This is a genomic window from Actinomyces vulturis (assembly GCF_001687305.1).
GTDB lineage: Bacteria > Actinomycetota > Actinomycetes > Actinomycetales > Actinomycetaceae > Actinomyces > Actinomyces vulturis.
Map to the genome: position 1 here is coordinate 307,946 of NZ_KV700385.1, position 17,186 is coordinate 325,131.

At 55.0% G+C, this 17,186-nt stretch carries 12 protein-coding genes and 3 tRNA genes; 2 read left to right on the plus strand and 13 right to left on the minus strand.

What is annotated here, in order from left to right:
- Positions 1-7: 7 nt before the first annotated feature.
- The gene (locus A9753_RS01265; RefSeq protein ID WP_067779067.1) at positions 8-1,030 is read left to right on the plus strand and encodes an adenosine deaminase; all 1,023 of its coding nucleotides are present in this window, start codon (positions 8-10) and stop codon (positions 1,028-1,030) included.
- Positions 1,031-1,275: 245 nt separating this feature from the next.
- Here the strand turns inward: A9753_RS01265 and A9753_RS01270 are convergent, their stop codons facing one another.
- The 8 genes from A9753_RS01270 to A9753_RS01305 all read right to left on the minus strand — a co-directional run bounded on the left by A9753_RS01270 (position 1,276) and on the right by A9753_RS01305 (position 6,519).
- Positions 1,276-2,346, minus strand: coding sequence for a DMT family transporter (locus tag A9753_RS01270; protein WP_067779070.1), 1,071 nt, complete (start codon positions 2,344-2,346; stop codon positions 1,276-1,278).
- Positions 2,347-2,539: 193 nt separating this feature from the next.
- Positions 2,540-3,751: a UDP-N-acetylmuramate dehydrogenase gene (locus tag A9753_RS01275; protein WP_067779073.1), complete on the minus strand. Its 1,212-nt coding sequence runs from the start codon at positions 3,749-3,751 to the stop codon at positions 2,540-2,542.
- Positions 3,752-3,781: 30 nt separating this feature from the next.
- A complete protein-coding gene (locus A9753_RS01280) occupies positions 3,782-5,053 on the minus strand; it encodes an MFS transporter (RefSeq protein ID WP_067779076.1) in 1,272 nt (423 codons plus the stop codon).
- A 2-nt stretch (positions 5,054-5,055) separates the two neighbouring features.
- On the minus strand, positions 5,056-5,883 hold the full coding sequence (locus tag A9753_RS01285; protein ID WP_067779078.1) for a MaoC family dehydratase: 828 nt from the start codon (positions 5,881-5,883) through the stop codon (positions 5,056-5,058).
- Between the two features lie 30 nt (positions 5,884-5,913).
- Entirely contained in the window at positions 5,914-6,084 is a 171-nt protein-coding gene (gene rpmG, locus A9753_RS01290; RefSeq protein ID WP_067779082.1) for a 50S ribosomal protein L33, read from the minus strand.
- A gap of 59 nt (positions 6,085-6,143) precedes the next feature.
- Positions 6,144-6,217 (minus strand) — tRNA-Met (locus tag A9753_RS01295).
- Positions 6,218-6,257: 40 nt separating this feature from the next.
- Positions 6,258-6,330, minus strand: a tRNA-Thr gene (locus tag A9753_RS01300).
- Positions 6,331-6,434: 104 nt separating this feature from the next.
- Positions 6,435-6,519: transfer RNA gene (locus A9753_RS01305), tRNA-Tyr, on the minus strand.
- 254 nt (positions 6,520-6,773) lie between these two features.
- Here A9753_RS01305 and A9753_RS01310 point away from each other — a divergent pair.
- Complete coding sequence (locus tag A9753_RS01310; RefSeq protein ID WP_067779085.1) at positions 6,774-7,271, plus strand: YajQ family cyclic di-GMP-binding protein; 498 nt, start codon at positions 6,774-6,776, stop codon at positions 7,269-7,271.
- Positions 7,272-7,493: 222 nt separating this feature from the next.
- On the opposite strand, the gene htpX is transcribed toward A9753_RS01310, so the two are convergent.
- From htpX to nuoN, 5 genes are all read right to left on the minus strand, one after another.
- Positions 7,494-8,366 carry a zinc metalloprotease HtpX gene (gene htpX / locus A9753_RS01315; protein ID WP_067779089.1) on the minus strand — a complete coding sequence of 291 codons (873 nt, stop codon included), beginning with the start codon at positions 8,364-8,366 and terminating at the stop codon, positions 7,494-7,496.
- A 95-nt stretch (positions 8,367-8,461) separates the two neighbouring features.
- Positions 8,462-9,949 (minus strand): FAD-dependent oxidoreductase, encoded by a 1,488-nt coding sequence (locus A9753_RS01320; protein ID WP_067779092.1) that lies wholly within the window; start codon positions 9,947-9,949, stop codon positions 8,462-8,464.
- A gap of 269 nt (positions 9,950-10,218) precedes the next feature.
- On the minus strand, positions 10,219-14,160 hold the full coding sequence (locus A9753_RS01325; RefSeq protein ID WP_176702700.1) for an LPXTG cell wall anchor domain-containing protein: 3,942 nt from the start codon (positions 14,158-14,160) through the stop codon (positions 10,219-10,221).
- 363 nt (positions 14,161-14,523) lie between these two features.
- Positions 14,524-15,630, minus strand: a complete 1,107-nt coding sequence (locus A9753_RS01330; protein ID WP_067779098.1) for a polyprenyl synthetase family protein — start codon at positions 15,628-15,630, stop codon at positions 14,524-14,526.
- Positions 15,627-17,165, minus strand: coding sequence for an NADH-quinone oxidoreductase subunit NuoN (nuoN, locus tag A9753_RS01335; protein ID WP_067780214.1), 1,539 nt, complete (start codon positions 17,163-17,165; stop codon positions 15,627-15,629). Before nuoN ends, A9753_RS01330 begins: the two co-directional genes overlap by 4 nt.
- Positions 17,166-17,186 lie beyond the last annotated feature (21 nt).

Below are 17,186 nucleotides of genomic sequence, written 5' to 3' on the forward strand. Positions count from 1 at the left end.
TCACTGTATGCGTGACCTCGCCACCCTTCCGAAAGCACATCTACACCTGCACTTCACAGGATCGATGCGCTTGGACACGCTCAAGGCGTTAGCTAAGGAGTCACATACGCGCCTACCTTCCTCAATCACTGACGGTGACCCACTCCATGTTCCCGCTGATGCCCGCGGGTGGTTCCGATTTCAACGCTCTTATGACACCGCTCGCCACTTAGTGTGTACCGAGGAGACGATGCGACGCATCATCCGTGAGGCTGCGATTGATGATGCATTGGAAGGTTCAAGGCGTCTCGAAATTCAGGTAGACCCCACCTCCTATGCGCCGTTCGTCGGTGGCATCACCCCCGCTTTGGAAATCATTCTTGACGAGGCACGCCAGACCACAACAGTGACGGGGGTTGAGGTGGCCGTCGTGGTTGCTGCTTCCCGTATGCGCCACCCGCTTGATGCGCGCACCCTCGCTCGTCTGGCGGCACGCTACGCCGGCGATCAGCCCGGAACCGTTGTGGGCTTTGGTCTGTCAAACGATGAACGTTTTGGCACCACAAGTTCCTTTGCTCCCGCTTTCTCTATTGCCCGCCGAGCCGGCTTGGCACTGTTGCCTCACGGCGGCGAATTGCTAGGGCCGGATCATGTGCGTGACGTCGTACACCACCTTGGCCCCACGCGGTTAGGGCACGGCGTGCGCACCAGCGAGGATCCTCGACTCCTAGATGCTCTTGTTGAGCAGGGCATTGCTTTTGAACTATGCCCTGCCTCGAACGTGTGCTTAGGCATATATGAGCAAGAAAAAGATGTTCCGCTAAGGACATTGGTGGATCACGGTGCCACAATTGCTCTAGGCGCCGATGATCCCCTGCTATTTGCTTCACGCCTTACTCACCAATACGAGATTGCTCGTGACATGGGTCTCAACGATGCCGCAATTGCTGATCTTGCGCGAAGTTCAATTCAAGCGAGCTTGGCGAGCCCATCATCAAAACAGCAGTGGCTGACTGAAGTTGACCACTGGTTAGACTCCCCCGCCACCTAAGTTACTCAGGAGTCTTGGCTTACCTAATCCAGTCATTTCCACCCCTGAGCACAAAACAGCATCCTCAGAGACAATGAGATATTCCGGAAGATTCTGCAGGACTATGTACTTCTCATTGGGGCACAAGGATTTTTCAGCAGCATCACCGCATCAAAGGCCTTGAGAACGGTCACAGTAATTGGACGCTCTCCTAAAAAGAATTCGCCCTAGGGTCATTGGAACGTCAGTCAAAACAGAATGAATATTCAGTCTTGATGAGCGTTCTTGCGGCGACGAGGACGCTTAGGACGCGGGATTCGTTTCAGGCGCTGAGCCTGCGCGGTAGACACACCTGCGCTAAGGACACGACCTTCCAATCGCTGAGCTTTCTTTGCTTCACGCGCTTCCTTACGAGCACGTGAGCGCGCCTGGGCACGAGCGTGAAGATTACGCACGGGGCGCGGGGGGCCAATCTCAGCTAACAAAGTACCCACGAGGATGAATGCACCGCCGATAAGTAGGCGACTAGTGAGCGCTTCGCCTCCAATGAGGATCGCAAATGCGGCAGCGAAAACAGGTTCTGCGGAGAGAATGACGGCTGCACGAGCAGCGTTCATTCGTGCCTGCGCCCAAGTCTGAAGTACCAGAGCCCCGAGACCTACGACGATGGCGAGATAGAAGGTGATACCCCAGTCACCTGCACCATGAGGAATCTGAATGCCACCAGGAGCGGCAATAACCAGATGAATGGCTGCCATAACAATGGCCTGAATAACGGCAATTGCCAGGGGGTCACGCCCTCCAGCCCATTGAGCAGTGCAAGCCACGTGAAGGGAGTAGAAAATAGCACCGATAACAAGGGTAAGTTCACCAAAGCCCACGCTCAGCCCATCCAAGCCGAGTACGGCTGTACCGGTCAACGCGAGGATCAAGGCCACCATAGTGATCTTGGAGACACGAGCATTAAAGAGAAAGAACGCCACAATAGGGGTTCCCACTACGTACAACGCGGTGATAAATCCAGAGACAGACGCTGAAGCTTGAGTCAATCCATAGGTCTGAAAGATTTGACCAGCAGAATAGAACAAGCCGAGGGTTCCACCGATTTTCCACGTAGAGCGGTCAGCAACGCGAAGCCTGGGAAATGTGACGATAGAGCCAAAGAGTGCAGCCACGGTGAAACGCACGCCCAAGAAATCCCACATGGGGACGCGATCAAGGACGTCTTTGGTCAGCCAGAAACTCGAGCCAAAGATAATCGACACCGCGATAAGTGCCATACCCGGGAGGAAGGCAGTGTTACGGCGAGCGAAAATTGCGGGTGGACGCAGATTCATAAAACTCGTTGAACTCCTGAATGGTTCCTCAGCGCGCGTTGTCATCGACTGATAACAACGCGCGCTGAGGATACGGTAAAAACTTGCGATGCCGTTACTGCGTATGTGGGACTCGGTGATATCGAGGCCTTCGGTTGCTCCGATAGGGGATATCCGCTCAGCGGATTCCTCCTGGTCAGGATCGAGTCAAAACTTAAAGGTACACAGGTTCTGGAACCAGTGTGACACCGAATGCCTGCTTAACGCGAGCGCTCACTTCGTCAGCCAGGTGGCGAATATCTGATGCACTTGCTTGGCCACGGTTGGTAATGGCCAGTGCGTGTTTCGTGGACAAGGATGCCAGGGCATCGGCCTCTAATGCAAAGCCGGGATTCATACCTGCATGATCGATCAACCACGCAGCACTCGTCTTGATCTCATCACTGTTTGCCAGAGCAAAGCGAGGTGCTTCATCAGGCAATGTTGCGGCCTGCTCAGCAGAGAGGATGGGATTGGTAAAGAAAGAACCTACTGACCATGTGTCATGGTCAGAGGGATCAAGCACCATCCCCTTAGAGCGGCGTAGGTCAAGGACGGCTTCACGAACAGCACGAGCATCAACACGTTCTCCCATATCCACGCCCAAGTGATCGGCCAAGCCCTTGTAAGCAATAGGGGCGGACAGACTTGCCTGACGCACGGAGAAAGTCACACTCAACACCACCCAGCGCGGGGTGGGGCCCCAAGGACCTTCGGTCATGGAACGCTTGAGTGCGGAATTGCGGTAGGTGAGTTTGAGATTGGCGAATGGAATGTGAACGGGACGAGCTAACTCACGATCCCACGCGCGCACACTGGCGATAAGTTCACTCAATTCTGCACCGTAAGCTCCCACGTTTTGTACGGGGGCTGCACCAACAGTTCCGGGAATACCAGATAAAGGAGCGAATCCGCCCCAGTGATGACCAATAGCTTCGGTGACTAGTTCATCAAGCGCCGTGCCTACAGTGACAGAAAATTCTGCGCCACCGCAGCGATCATCAGCGGTCTGGGTGATGGAGTTACGAGCATCACGCAAAACCACGCCAGGGAATGGATCATCACTAGCGACGATATTAGAGCCTCCCCCCATCATGAGCAGGGGGGTGCCTGATTCATCTGCTTCGCGGATCGTGTCAATGAGTTCTGCTTCAGTGGTTGCTTCTACGTACTGCTTGACGGAGCCGCCAACGTGCAAAGTGGTGAGGTCAGCCAAAGTGAGGGATGCGGCGTCTTCACTCTTTCCGGTGGGGTAAGCAAGGGAAGGAACTGGAGTGGGAGGCTCCTCGTTGACGCTGAGCGACATCATGCAACTTTCCCCCTGGTCAAGAGGGATATCGGGCATGGCGGTGGGCTGTGTAGGGTCACTTGTCCATGAATCTGTCATGGCCCAAGCCTAGTCCTGAGGGTGGTTTTCCTAGGACTTCAGTCGCTGATGTTCTCCCGGAGCAGTAAGAACGCCTGCCCCGAAAAAGGCCGGGATCATTAAGAATGCGATAACGATTTGTGCATGACGGTAGCCCACGTGCGTGGCGAGGGCGCCAAGGATAGGTGGACCAACAAGGGCTGCGCCGTAGGCAATCGTGGCGACCACGGCCACGCGAACCGTTGCCCATGCTGCGTCGTCAGAAGCAGCACTCATTCCTAACGGGTAGGCCAGTGCTGTTCCCAGGGCCCACAGGGACACGCCGATGAGCGCTCCCCATAACCACGGGCTGAATGAAAACAGAATCAGGCCGATACATACAGTGATCGTGCCTAAGCGCATCGTGTAAGTTGGCCCCCATCGATTGATAAGAGTTGTTCCTGCTAGGCGGGTGACCATCATGGAGGCGGTGAAAATAGTCAGCGCCATAGCACCAAGAGCCTCGTTGGTGTGAGATCCGAAATCGTCGGTCACGCCAAGGGCGATCCATCCAGAAGCAGCACCCTCACTAAAACCAAAGGCGAGCAGCAGCAAGCCGATCCCCACGGTGCGGCGTTCTTTCCACGCTTGACGCGCCTGGGGTGCGGCGGCGCGCGGCGCTTCGGGGGTGGGTGCTTCACCGGCAGAGGGTGCGCCCGCAGCAGTGACAGGGGTGGTGCTTCGGGGGACGGGGAGTACCCAGGCAGTGGCCACGCACGTGGAGGTCAGGACTACTGCGCACACCACACTCATGTGGATGAGAAAGGAAACATCGTGGCTGACAATGAGAGAGGTAAAGAATGCGGCAATCACAGTACCCAGGCTCCACATGGCGTGGAATCGAGGAATGATGCTACTGCCCCACGCTTGTTCAGCTGGCCCTGATGCGGCGTTGAAACAGGTGGACCATACTCCGGAGCCCATTTGCGCCACACAGAGCAATGCCATTACAAGGATGGTATATCCACCGATTGTGGCCAGGCACAGCCCCACCATGCATACGCAGTACCAAGTTGCCGAGAGGATAAGTGCTTTGCTCAGGCCGAGCCATTGCGCAATGGCTCCTGAAACGGGCATAGACGATAGTGTGCCCAGGCTTCCCACAAGCAGAACGCCAGCAATTCCTGAGGCGTCGAGGGAGAGCATGCCACGAACGCTAGGAATGCGAGCGAACCATGTCCCCATGACAATGCCGTGCATTAGGAAGAGAACAGCAACACTGATAGCGGCCTGACGTGCACGAACGTCACGGCTGGGCCGTGATGCGGTGTGCTGGGGTGTCATGGTTACTCCGTGTGGCGGTATGTCACTCGTAGGACGGGATGTTGGTTATGAATGAGGGTAGCGCCCTTGTCTGAGCACAAGAAGCCCACTGTTGCACCGCTAGACGAAACCGGCACCATGGACAGGTATGTCATACGCCATGAGGTGGCATGACCTGCATGCTGTGCATCCTTGGCTAGAGCCAGGGTTGCCAGGAGTGACCCGTGAGCGACAAGTGCTCCCTCACGGCCAGGCAGGTAAACACACGCTGCATCAGGATCCCGATGAATGGAGTTACGGTCGCCGCTAAGTTCACTCCACTGAGCCAATAAGGACGGTGTTAGCGTCGCAATATATTGCGACGCCGCCTGGTCACCATGGTTCGCATCATCAGCAACCATTTCTGGTGTTTGAGTCTTTTCATGGCCAGGATTAATTTTAGGAGCCGCCTCGTCACAAATTTGCGTCATCCCTTGCCATGATTGTGCTCTGGCATAGAGATCAGTGATAGAGACATTGCGCTCAGTATCGACGGGAGTGCAGTAACGGTGAGTGAAGATTTCCCATCCTGCACGTTCACTGCGTTGCAAGGAGAAGGAAGGCTTGCAGGAATCAGTGAGGGTGATCGTGGTTGAGCGGTGAATGAGTCCATCCCATGTCCAGCCGTTATCCTCGAAAGCCTGCTGCTGGTGAGGAAGACTGGCAAGCCACCAAGTCATGGGGGTAAGGGCTCGAGCCAGAAGAGAGTCGTCAGCGAATGAAAAGTTAGATGAGGGGAAGGAGGATGATGGCGAAGCAAGGAGGGTAGATACGCAAAACCCCACCAACTGCGTGTTGATGGGGTTTACCATTGCTGTGGATCCCGCGCGTGCGGGAAAAAATCAGCGGGTCTCGCGGTGCTCGGTGTGCTTACCGCAGCGAGAGCAGAACTTGGGAAGGGCAAGACGATCCGGCGTGTTACGACGGTTCTTCTTGGTGATGTAGTTGCGCTCCTTGCACTCCGAGCAAGCCAGAGTGATCTTGGGGCGAACGTCGCTGGACTTGCTGGCCACGTTGGACTCCTCTTCTTGATCCTCGAGCAGCCCGTATGGTGCTGTACTCGAACCTTGCGTAGCGGGGGAGGGACTCGAACCCTCGACCTCACGATTATGAGTCGTGCGCTCTAACCAGCTGAGCTACCTCGCCATGATGGAAACGGCGAGCATTACGCTCGCCGCTCTACCAGAGCCCCGAAAGGGAATCGAACCCTTGACCTTCTCCTTACCATGGAGATGCTCTGCCGACTGAGCTATCGGGGCAACGAGCGGAAGCCTATGTCATAGTGTTTTGCTTTCGCAACTCCACCTGACGTGGCATCCCTCACGTGGCACCAATCTGGCGATTGATGTCATCACCGAGGTGATGGTGGCGGGTGAGGGATTCGAACCCCCGTAGCATTACGCGGCTGATTTACAGTCAGCTCCCATTGGCCGCTCGGGCAACCCGCCTTTGCATTCACGATGGAATGGAATGCGACATGGAGATCGCAGTTCCGCTGTCATCGCGGTGCCATGGAACAATAGCAAGCCAGAGGGGCTGTGCGCCAATCGCAACAATAGGAGGCTACTCACATTTATGATGAGGTCACGTCCCTCATGCCGCGATAAGACAGCCTCTTTACGCTTGATGGGGCACCATCATATCCCCCAGGCAAACCATCACGACTGCACACAATTCGCAGTATTTCAACGAAAGGCACGCTATGGCTTCCGATTCTTCATTTGACGTTGTTTCCAAACTTGACCGCCAGGAAGTGGATAACGCTGTCAACCAGTGCGCGAAAGAAATCGCCCAGCGCTACGACTTTCGCGGCGTGGATGCCAGCGTGGAACTGTCCGGTGATGTGATCACTCTCAAGGCCAACTCTGCTGAACGCGTTCTGGCTATTCTCGACGTTCTGGAGTCCAAGTTGTTCCGTCGAGGCGTTTCACTCAAGGCACTCGACCTGGGCGATAAGGAACCTAAGGCACAGGGCAAGATTTACGTACTGGCTTGCCCACTGCGCGAAGGCCTCACCCAGGAGGTAGCCAAAAAGATCACCAAGGCAATTCGTGACGAATTCCCCAAGGGCGTGAAAGCTCTTATTCAAGGTGATGAGGTACGGGTCTCCTCCAAGAGCCGCGACGAGCTTCAAGCGGTCATCGCCATGTTAAAAAACCTAGATGTCGACGCCGCCCTTCAGTTCACCAACTACCGCTAACCCCTCCCCCATTAGCCTTCTCGCGCCGTCGTGCGACCTGGCAAACTCACCAACCGAACCTATTCACTACGACGCCGAGTACACACTTCCACTGTTCTCTCACCTCAGATAAGAGAGCCAGGAAGCCCTGTACTCGGCGTCGTAGTTATATCTGGAGCCCGGACTACATCACTGATCTCTCCCGATCAGGTGACCATAGCCAAGGGCAAGTGACCTGGCGCCTTAGTAACCGGCCATCTCCTCCAGGCGCTTGATACGCTCCTCCATCGGAGGATGAGTGGCAAACATGTTGCGACTTAGCCCACCAAAGGGGTTGGCGATCATCATGGCGCTGAGAGGTTCCACCTTCGGATGTTCAGGCAGAGGGCGTGCCGCCACGCCCCCACTGAGTTTGCTAAGAGCACTCGCCAAAGCAAGCGGATCTTCCGTAAGCAGCGCACCGTCATGATCAGCATCGAACTCACGCGTTCGAGAAACAGCAAAACGAACGAAAGTGGCTGCGAAAGGCGCCAGCAAGGCAATGAGTAAAAGAGCAATGGGATTGCCATTACGACGGTCTTCGCTGCGACCAGCACCCATATAAAGCATCATTGAAGAAATGCTTCCGACCAGGCCTGCGATACCTGCGGCCACGGAGCCGGTGAGGATGTCACGGTTGTAGACGTGGGAGAGTTCGTGGCCGAGCACGCCACGGAGTTCACGTTCGTTAAGCAGGTGCAGAATGCCTTCCGTGCAGCAGACGGCGGCGTGACGTGGGTTGCGTCCAGTGGCGAATGCGTTGGGGCTCATCGTGGGGGCCACGAAGAGATCGGGCATGGGCTGACCGGCCTTCTGGGAGAGTTCACGGACCACCTTGTACATGACGGGTTGCTCGTGTTCGCTGACCGGGTAGGCATTCATGGAACTGACAGCGAGTTTGTCAGAGTTCCAGTAGGAGTAGGCGGTCTGCCCCACTCCGAGAAGTCCAAATCCGATAATCCAAATCGGGTTACCGGTGTTTTCGGCGATGAGGTAGCCGATTCCAATGAGCAGTGCCCATAGTGCACCGATAAGGAAGAGTGTTTTCAACCCGTTGTGATGGTTGGTGCTATGCATAACCCCCAGCCTACAAGGCTGGGGGTTATGACGTGGTTTGCGGTTCGCCTAAGGCGCAGCACTGGTGAGTGATTTTGCCATCAGACAGAATGCACTCAGTCAGCCAGGCGATGGGCCACGCGCTCGGGGACGCGGTCAGCGTGAGGCTGAGCGATAAGGTCCTCAGGAGCGCCCTGGCCGCGGGAAATAGCGGTCATCGCGTCACGGCTAACAACCTTGACGCGTTCGCGGGTCTTGGCTTCACCGCTGGTCACGATGACTTCACCGTAATTTTCACCCAACTCGCGCTCGTAAGCGTCGAGCAGTTCCCACCCTTCCCAGGTGGTGTAGTCCACGCCCTGGTCTGCGAGCCAGGCGAGCATGGCATCATGACCAACCTGGGTTTCATCCTCGGTGGTGGCGTGCAGGAGTCCGGCCTGTGCATCTTCAACGAGGTTGGCAATGGTTTCTTGAGCATCGGACTTGGTGGAGCCGATCAGGCCGATGGGTCCGCGACGGATCCAGCCAGTGGCGTAGACGCCGCGCATGGGCTGGCCTTCGGCTTCCATGACACGACCACCTTCGTTGGGGATGACGTGGCGGGCGTCGTCGAAAGGCAGGCCTTCGATGGGGCTGCCGGCGTAACCGACTGCGCGGTAGATGGACTGAACGGGCCAGTCACGATACTCGCCGGTGCCTTCCACATTGCCGTCACCAGTCAGGCGGGTACGTTCGGTGCGCAAGCCAACGACGTGTCCATCCTCATCGGTGAGCACCTCGTGGGGTGCCTGGAAGAGGTGGATGTGGATACGGTGGGAGGCGGTGAGTTCCTCGGGTTCCTGCATGGCATAACCCTCGAGGGCCTTGACTACCTGGCGCTGCTGATTGGAGGAACGCAGCGCCTCTTCGGAGCCCTTGTCATATTCGAAGTCTTCTTCGTCAACGAGCACGTCAACGTCAGGCTGTTTGCCCAGTTCACGCAGTTCGAGGGGGGTGAATTTCACCTGGGCGGGGCCACGACGCCCGAAGACGTGAACGTCGGTGCAGGGGTTGTTCTTTAGGCCTTCTGCCACGTTGGCGGGCACTTCGGTAACCATGAGATCTTCGGAGTGCTTGGCAAGCACGCGAGCAATATCCAACCCCACGTTGCCTACGCCGATCACGGCGACTTCCTTGGCTTCCAGAGGCCAGGTGCGGGGGTGGTCGGGGTGTCCGTCATACCAGGAGACGAAGTCTGCGCCGCCGTAGCATTCGGGGGCGTCAACACCGGGAATGGGCAACGGTGCATCAGTATCGGCGCCGGTGGAGAAGATCAGGGCGTCGTAATGCTCTTGGAGCTGAGCCACGCTCACGTCACGGCCAACTTCGACGTTGCCGATGAGGCGGATATCGCCGCGCTGGAGAATCTTGTAGAGCGCCACGATGATCTGCTTGATGCGCGGATGATCGGGGGCCACGCCATAGCGAACCAGACCATAGGGGGCAGGAAGACGCTCGAACAGATCGATATTCACATCAAGTCCAGATTTGGACAGAATGTCTGAGGCATAAATTCCTGCGGGTCCTGCGCCGATAACGGCAACAGACAATGGACGCGTATTCACGAGCGGTCAATCCTGTAGATAGAGTGCAACAAACGCCTTTAGTGTACGCAGGTGTTACCCAATTCAGGGCGCCTGGAAAGGTGGCTTTAGCCTCACCTCACACAATTTATCCACAAGGAGAAACAGGCACAGTGGCGTAAGTCATCGCCCACTTGCCACCTATGTATCTGTTCAGCCCTACATCAAACAGACGTGGGTACCTCACCACCATGTGAGGCACCCACGTCCCTAACGGCAATATCAACAATTACCGTAATGATTCGCCATCATCAGGTATGACGACGCGCCCGCAACGCACTGGCAACACCAGCAATCATTAAGCCTCCTGCTAACACAAGGAGAGATCCTGAGGTGCCAGTTGTTGGCAAAGAGCCACCTGATGTCTGAGGCCTTGCTGTAGAGGAAGAACGGGAAGCATCTGAAGGAAGCATGCCCGGTTCATCTGAGCCCGAAGCCCCCGACGAAGCAGATGGGGCGCTCGATGAAGAATCAGGTTGCGTCGAAGGAGCAACTGTAGATTCCTCAGCAGGAGACGTTGGTTCCGCGCTTGAATCAGGACCGGAAACAGTGGGCTCACTTAAAGGTTCTTGTCCATCCACGCGAGGTGCCGGTCCTGGATCTGGGACCACCATGATGTCGTCACACAGACCAGTACTAGATTCTTCACTTGCGCACGTTACGGTAAGCAATGAATCCTCTGCTTGCGTCCGGAATACCACTTGTTTCCAGTTTTCACCGCTAGTAGTACCACTTCCCTGAGCACCATCGTGAACGTCAAGAGTCATGACTTCATCAGGGAAACTAGGCTTGAGGAAACCGGCGACTAGGTAGTTTCCGGTCTTCGGAATTAGAACCTCACCATTACTTGCTGGTCCGGAAACCCTACCGGAACGACCCCCAGAGACGGCGTCATCACTGTGCTGACTGGGAGACAAATTCCATGGCGTATTCTCCGGATTCTGCTTAGTCACTCCTCGAGCCTGGAAGGAACCATCAACAACGTAGTCCGGGACAACAATGACGCTCACGTCATCGATAATTCCCGGTCCCGTCAATGAGATCGTCAAAGGAGAACCTTCCCATGCTGTACGCATAAGGACAGTGACATCAGCCCACCCTTGAGCGTCAACATCGCTCACCAGCGAAGTTGCCTGATAACCGCCCTCATTAACAAGGGTCACTGTTGGCAGAGTTGCCCCCTCGCCAGCTTTCACGCGAGCGCGAAGCACGTAAGAGCGATTCACACCTCCGGGGAAGGTCTGTGTCAGCGAAGCTCCCTGCGTAAGTTGTGCTGCGTGGGCACCCGAAAATACGTATTTCAAGGGCGTCTTGGGTGCAGCGGACGATTGAGTGACGGCGATATCCCCCTGTGCCTGCCATCCTTCGAGACCTTGTTCGAATCCTCCGTTAGCGACAATGGGAGCGAGCGAAGATGCGGTGAGTTGGAATGCTCCTAGATCAGGCCGTCCCAATTCACTTACTGTGCGCCCCCACAGATCTTCCATGGAAGTAGACAAAATAGGTTCGCCCTTACCGCTAATAACCTCAGGACTCGGAATAAGTGACTCTAAGGTGCTTCCCGCTCGAAGTTCGGGCATCACATAGTTCGCCTCTAGGTTGGGCCACCCCTGATCCGTTCCGGCATAGAGATTATTTCTCATAGGAACAATGGGAGGGAGAGAGAAAATGTCATCCTGGGTTGGGGATTCAAGATAAACATCGTACGTACGTGGCCCCCAAGTCGTTTGCACATCACCCTGGGCGAAGAACACGTTATTCACGTAAGCAATGTTGTCACGATAGTTTCCACGAGTTGCGCGCCCAAGATATGCGCCGGGATAGAGGACGAAAGTGTTGTTGTACATTTCACCATCTGTTTGTCCCAGCAGCGCCCATGCACGCGGACCATAACTATGCGTTTCTGCACCGTGACCGTCATTGATCGATAAGTTATAACGAGCAATAGCCTTCATGGAGTACCCGCCAAAACCGCAGAAGAGCATAAAACCGCCCTCATTGTCATGCGTGACGTTGTGCTCAACAAGAGTGCCGTTCTGGCCATAATCGGCATCAAACGCAGTACCATCCCACGTCCCATGAGGCATACGGGTATCGAAAACGTGGTTATTGGTATAACTCACATTGTCAGCATTCCATGGCCACATCGCCGCGTTGTTACCGGAGTAACTTAGGCCTCCGTGATGGTTTGAAACTTCGTAGACGGTGTTATTGAAGTTTCGCGATCCATTGGCGTATTGGGTCACGATGCCATCACCACCGATATCCCACACGATATTGTCATGAATATCCATCGGACCCCAGCCGTGGTACTTCAAGGCTGGTCCGCTGTTGACAGCAGCACCGACGCTAGGACGCTTACGGTAACTGGTACCCATATTGATACCAGAACGATTAACGTGGCGAACTCGGTTATAGGAAATTTCTACATCGTAGAACGCTGAAGGTGTCCCGTCAGCAGTTCCGTAGACTTCAAACTGAATACCTGCGCTGCCTTCAAGATCTTTCTTGGTGTGGCCGAGTACGTCATGAACGTACATATTGGAAATCTCAAAGCCGTGTGCGTCTCCGTAATTGTCCAAGGTCACGAGCACGCCACGACGACGAACAGAATAATCATTCCCATCACCGGAGAAGTTCGTGACTTCAAGGTTACGGATTACCCAATGCTCCTGGTTGTAAAGTCGAACAGTAGCGGAATCTACGCCAGTGTTTTCTTGACTTGCTAATTGCTCAGGAAGATCATCACCGGCTGCGATACGTTCACCACCGCCATCAATTCGCGGCATTGGAGCAGCAGGATCACCGTAAGCATTTATTTCAATAGGATTGCCTTGACTACCTGAGCCGTGGGGATGGAGAAGACCTTGGCACCGTGTTCCTCGTTTGAGCAGGATCTGGTCACCAGGCTTAAACGGCTCATGAGCATTAATCCGTTCAAGTGATGTGAAAGGCCGCTCGATAGATCCATCACCCTCAGGTCCCCCCGGGATACAATCGACATGATATGCCTTTCCCTGTGCAGCACCGGCTACGACGTTGATCGGTGAGGGGCGGGCACCAACGACACGAGATGTTCCATCTGGGTCAGTAATGGTCAAAGCAATAGGTGTACGCTCACGATTTTCAGCAACGCGATCATCGAAAGCAAGGGCATTAAGCGTCTCTCCTGAGGGACGTGCTCCCTCAGCCAAAGGACGTTCCCTCAACTGTGTAGGCTCTGGATCTGCTAATGGAACAACTTCCCCTTCCGCGAAAGTCGACCATGAGATTTCACTGATAGATGTGTAATCAGTTGGCTTATTTTGATACCAGCCAGACAACGCATCGATGCGAACACAATTCACCGCACGTGGCGCAAATGAAAGAACAACTGGAGAAAGATCTTGCGCATCCACTGCAGTAGTCGGAACCTGGAACCACCCATCATCCGTATTTGCGCATTCTCCATCTGCACGAACAAAGACTTCATATTCATGCAAATGCCCAACTCCGCTCATGATCCCCGTGGGATAGATAGTCAAGCGGCCCACATTTTCTACGGCTTGGCCATCACGGGTACCCACGATAATCCGGTGAGGCGCTTCAACAGGCCCTTCCCCTTCACCGGTATTCGATAACCAGAAACTCGAGTAATCACCATCGAGAACCCGATCCATTGGACCGGAGTTGAGGCTAGCAATGACGGAATTGTCAACTGAGTCCGCATAAACTGCTTGGAGTTGCCTCCGCGGAACAACGGTGTAATTTCCAGCAGTTGAAGGGGCCGGCTCCACCATTGGAATCGCTTCTGCTTCCGGAGCATGTTCCGGTACTCGGAGATCAGCATTCTCCTCGTCCGATACACTCGCGGTTGTCTCATGGGAACTTTGCCCACCCTGCGTAGAAGGCTGACTCTCGTTATTTTGTGTTGACACTGCGTCAACGGGTGAAGTGGTAGAAGAATCTTTCTCTCCTGCCACAGCATCCATTTTGTCTGCCCCAGAATTGCTATCAGCGGGGAGCGCAGCATCAACAGCATGACGTTCTGCCCCACCAGATTCATCTGATGTACTTACCGGCAGTGCAGGTTCTTCTGCATGCGCCTCGGGTGCTGTTGGAAGGGGCGATAGTCCAGCACCAACAAGCGCAACCATTGCGCCCGCCGCCAGAATGCGCCTGCGATATGTACGGTATCGACGTTGAATACGCACGATGGGTCCCTTCATTGGATCCACAAAAGCCTGAAGGCTATTCACACGATTAGACGCCACCCATGAATGTAACGTCCTGTCATAGTGCCGTCACGAAGTCTTCACCGACTTCTTGCGATCAGCAGCGATCATGTCACGCCACTATGAACTTGTTTCAACACTAACGAACACTTCGGCGCACCGCAGTTGAATACCAAGCAATTTCGGTCAGGAGAAATCATCTTTGAGCGTAATACGCCTACATCGCGACGATAGGTAGGACGATAGTCCCCTTCGGGTGTTCTGCGACTCGTTTTCTCCCCACAGCAACATCAAACCCCCACCTGATTATCAGGAGGGGGTTTGACAACTAATCGTCATAAATTAAGCGGCGCGATCAACAAGAAGACGAGCAAATTGCTCTAAACCATCGCGAACCAATGCGGTGCGTTCACGAGCATCATCAAGAGCCAACTGAGTGGCGCGATCATCCGATCCGGCATTCTGACAACGTGCACGGGTTCCATCCAAAACAGCTTCCTCAAGGCCAGAAAGAACCTCAACAGCCTCGCGTGCCCACTCCATAGCCATTTCACGCGTACGAGTCAGAACCGGGTGGTTCTTGAGACGATTAACAACATCAGCCAACGCTGCATCATCCTGAAGATCCGCAGTGGACAGGAGAGAGAGAATTTCCTGGCCTTCCTTGTCCAACTCACCTGCGGCCAACATAGTACGCAGGAGGAGGACGGGCATGGTATCAACGCCTTCACGAAGGTCAGTGCCTGGGGTTTTACCGGTGGTCTGACTGTCACTAGTTAAGTCAATAACATCATCAGCCAGTTGAAAGGCCACGCCAATGCGTTCGCCGAATTCCTGAACGATTTCTTCGCAGCGTGTACCTGCATTGGTAAGCATGGCACCATAGCGGGCAGAGACAGCGATTAACGAGCCGGTCTTATCCGCCAGAACCTGAATATAGTGGTCAACAGGATCCTCCCCTTTGGGGCGTGGAAGAGTTTCATGAAGCTGACCGGTGCATAGCCGCTCGAAAGTTTTGGCATGGGCGAGAACAGCATCGGGTCCTAGTGCGGCAACAAGTTGGGAGGCCCGCGCCACGAGCACGTCACCGGTGAGAATGGCTGCAGAATTACCCCAAAGCATGTGTGCGCTAGGTGCACCGCGACGCAAAGGAGCATCATCCATCACGTCATCGTGGTACAGCGTAGCAATGTGAGTAAGTTCAACTGCTACACCAGCATCACGCACTGCATCGGAACTTGCCAGTTCAGGGTCACCTAATTGAGCAGTAAGCAACGTAAGCACGGGGCGCAGGCGCTTTCCTCCTGCCTGCGCCAGATGTGAAGTTGGTGGGTTAATGGTTGAGTCAGCACTCGACACCACATCAAGAAGTCGCTGTTCGACGTCCTGAAGGACCGGAACAATCCGGTCCTCCAGGACGGGTTCGTCAAGAAGAAGCACGTTGGTCACCCAACGAGCATAACTGCCAGGCGGCCCAGCTCGATAAAGGGCTGGGGCACAACGCCGAGGATGATGGTGGCTGCGGCAGCGATCGCGATGGCTGCACTGGTGGCACCAGTAGACTCCACAACCAGACGGTTACCCTCAACAGGCTCGGAGAAGAACATCAAGACCAGCAATCGCATGTAGAAGAACGCGGTGGCTGCTGAACAAATGATGGCCAAAACGACCAACTCCCAGGCTCCGCCTGCAACACCTGCGGAAAAGACCTCGAATTTACCGATAAAGCCAGCGGTGAGCGGAACACCTGCAAAGGAAAGCAAGAAGATCATCATGCAGGTAGCCAAGAAGGGGTTGGTTTTACCCAAACCGCGATAAGCATCGATGCTGGTAGCCTCTGCGCCAGGGGCTCCTTCGTGATTCTCACGGACCAGTGTGATGATGCCAAAAGCACCAACGGTGGCAACGCCATAAACCAGTGCGTAGAAGAGGATGCCCTCGATGGAGAGTTCATTGAAAGCGATAACGCCGATGAGCATAAATCCTGCATGAGCGATAGCCGAGTAGGCGAGCATACGCTTGATATCGCGCTGAACCAAGCCAACGACGGTACCGGTGAGCATGGTCAGGATGGCAACACCCCACATGAACCAGTGAATAGTGTCAGTGTTTATAAAGACCACTACTCCATAGAAACGGAGCAGTGCGAGGAAAGCTGCTGCTTTGACGCCTGCTGCCATGAAGCCAGTGATGGGGGTGGGGGCACCCTGGTACACATCCGGACTCCATGCGTGGAAAGGAACAGCAGCGATCTTGAACAGCAGACCGACAGTCACCATGACCATGCCTACAACCAGGAGCCACTGGAAGGACTCAAGCCCCATGGGGTTGACGATGACCTTGTAAATAGTCGCGTATTCCACTGAACCGCTGAAACCGTAAAGAAATGCACTACCCATAAGAAGAAAACCGGAAGCGAAAGCACCCAGGACAAAATACTTCAGTGCAGCTTCCTGGCTGAGCATGCGACGGTGACGTGCGGTCGCTGCCATGATGTAAAGGGGCAGAGAGATGATTTCAAGCACAACGAACAGGGCAATGAGATTATCCACCATTGGGAAGAGCATCATGCCGCCAGCGCTGAAAAGCGTGAGCGGGTAGATTTCGGTGGTAAAGAAACCTGCACGTAAAGATTCGGTTTCTTCGGCGCTCCCCGGACGGTCTGCGCTCTGCGCGGCAAAAGCACCGTCAGCAGCACTGGTGTGATCTCCCATCACCAGTAGGGCCAGCAAAGTGATACACACGATGATGAACTGGCCTAGTACTCCAAAGGGGTCTTCGATAAAGCCGCCGGCAATGCGGACACCAAATACTTCCCCGTTACCGGAATCTTGAGTGAGGACGCTCCAGCGACTAGCCAAAGCAACAAGCGCTGCTAGCAGGCCAAGGAAAGAGACCAGCATCTGGGCCTTGGAGCGGTAACGGCGTGAAACGAAGGATTCGATGAGCACGCCCACCACGCCTGCTCCCAGCACCAAGAGCATTGGTGTGAGAGAAGACCATGC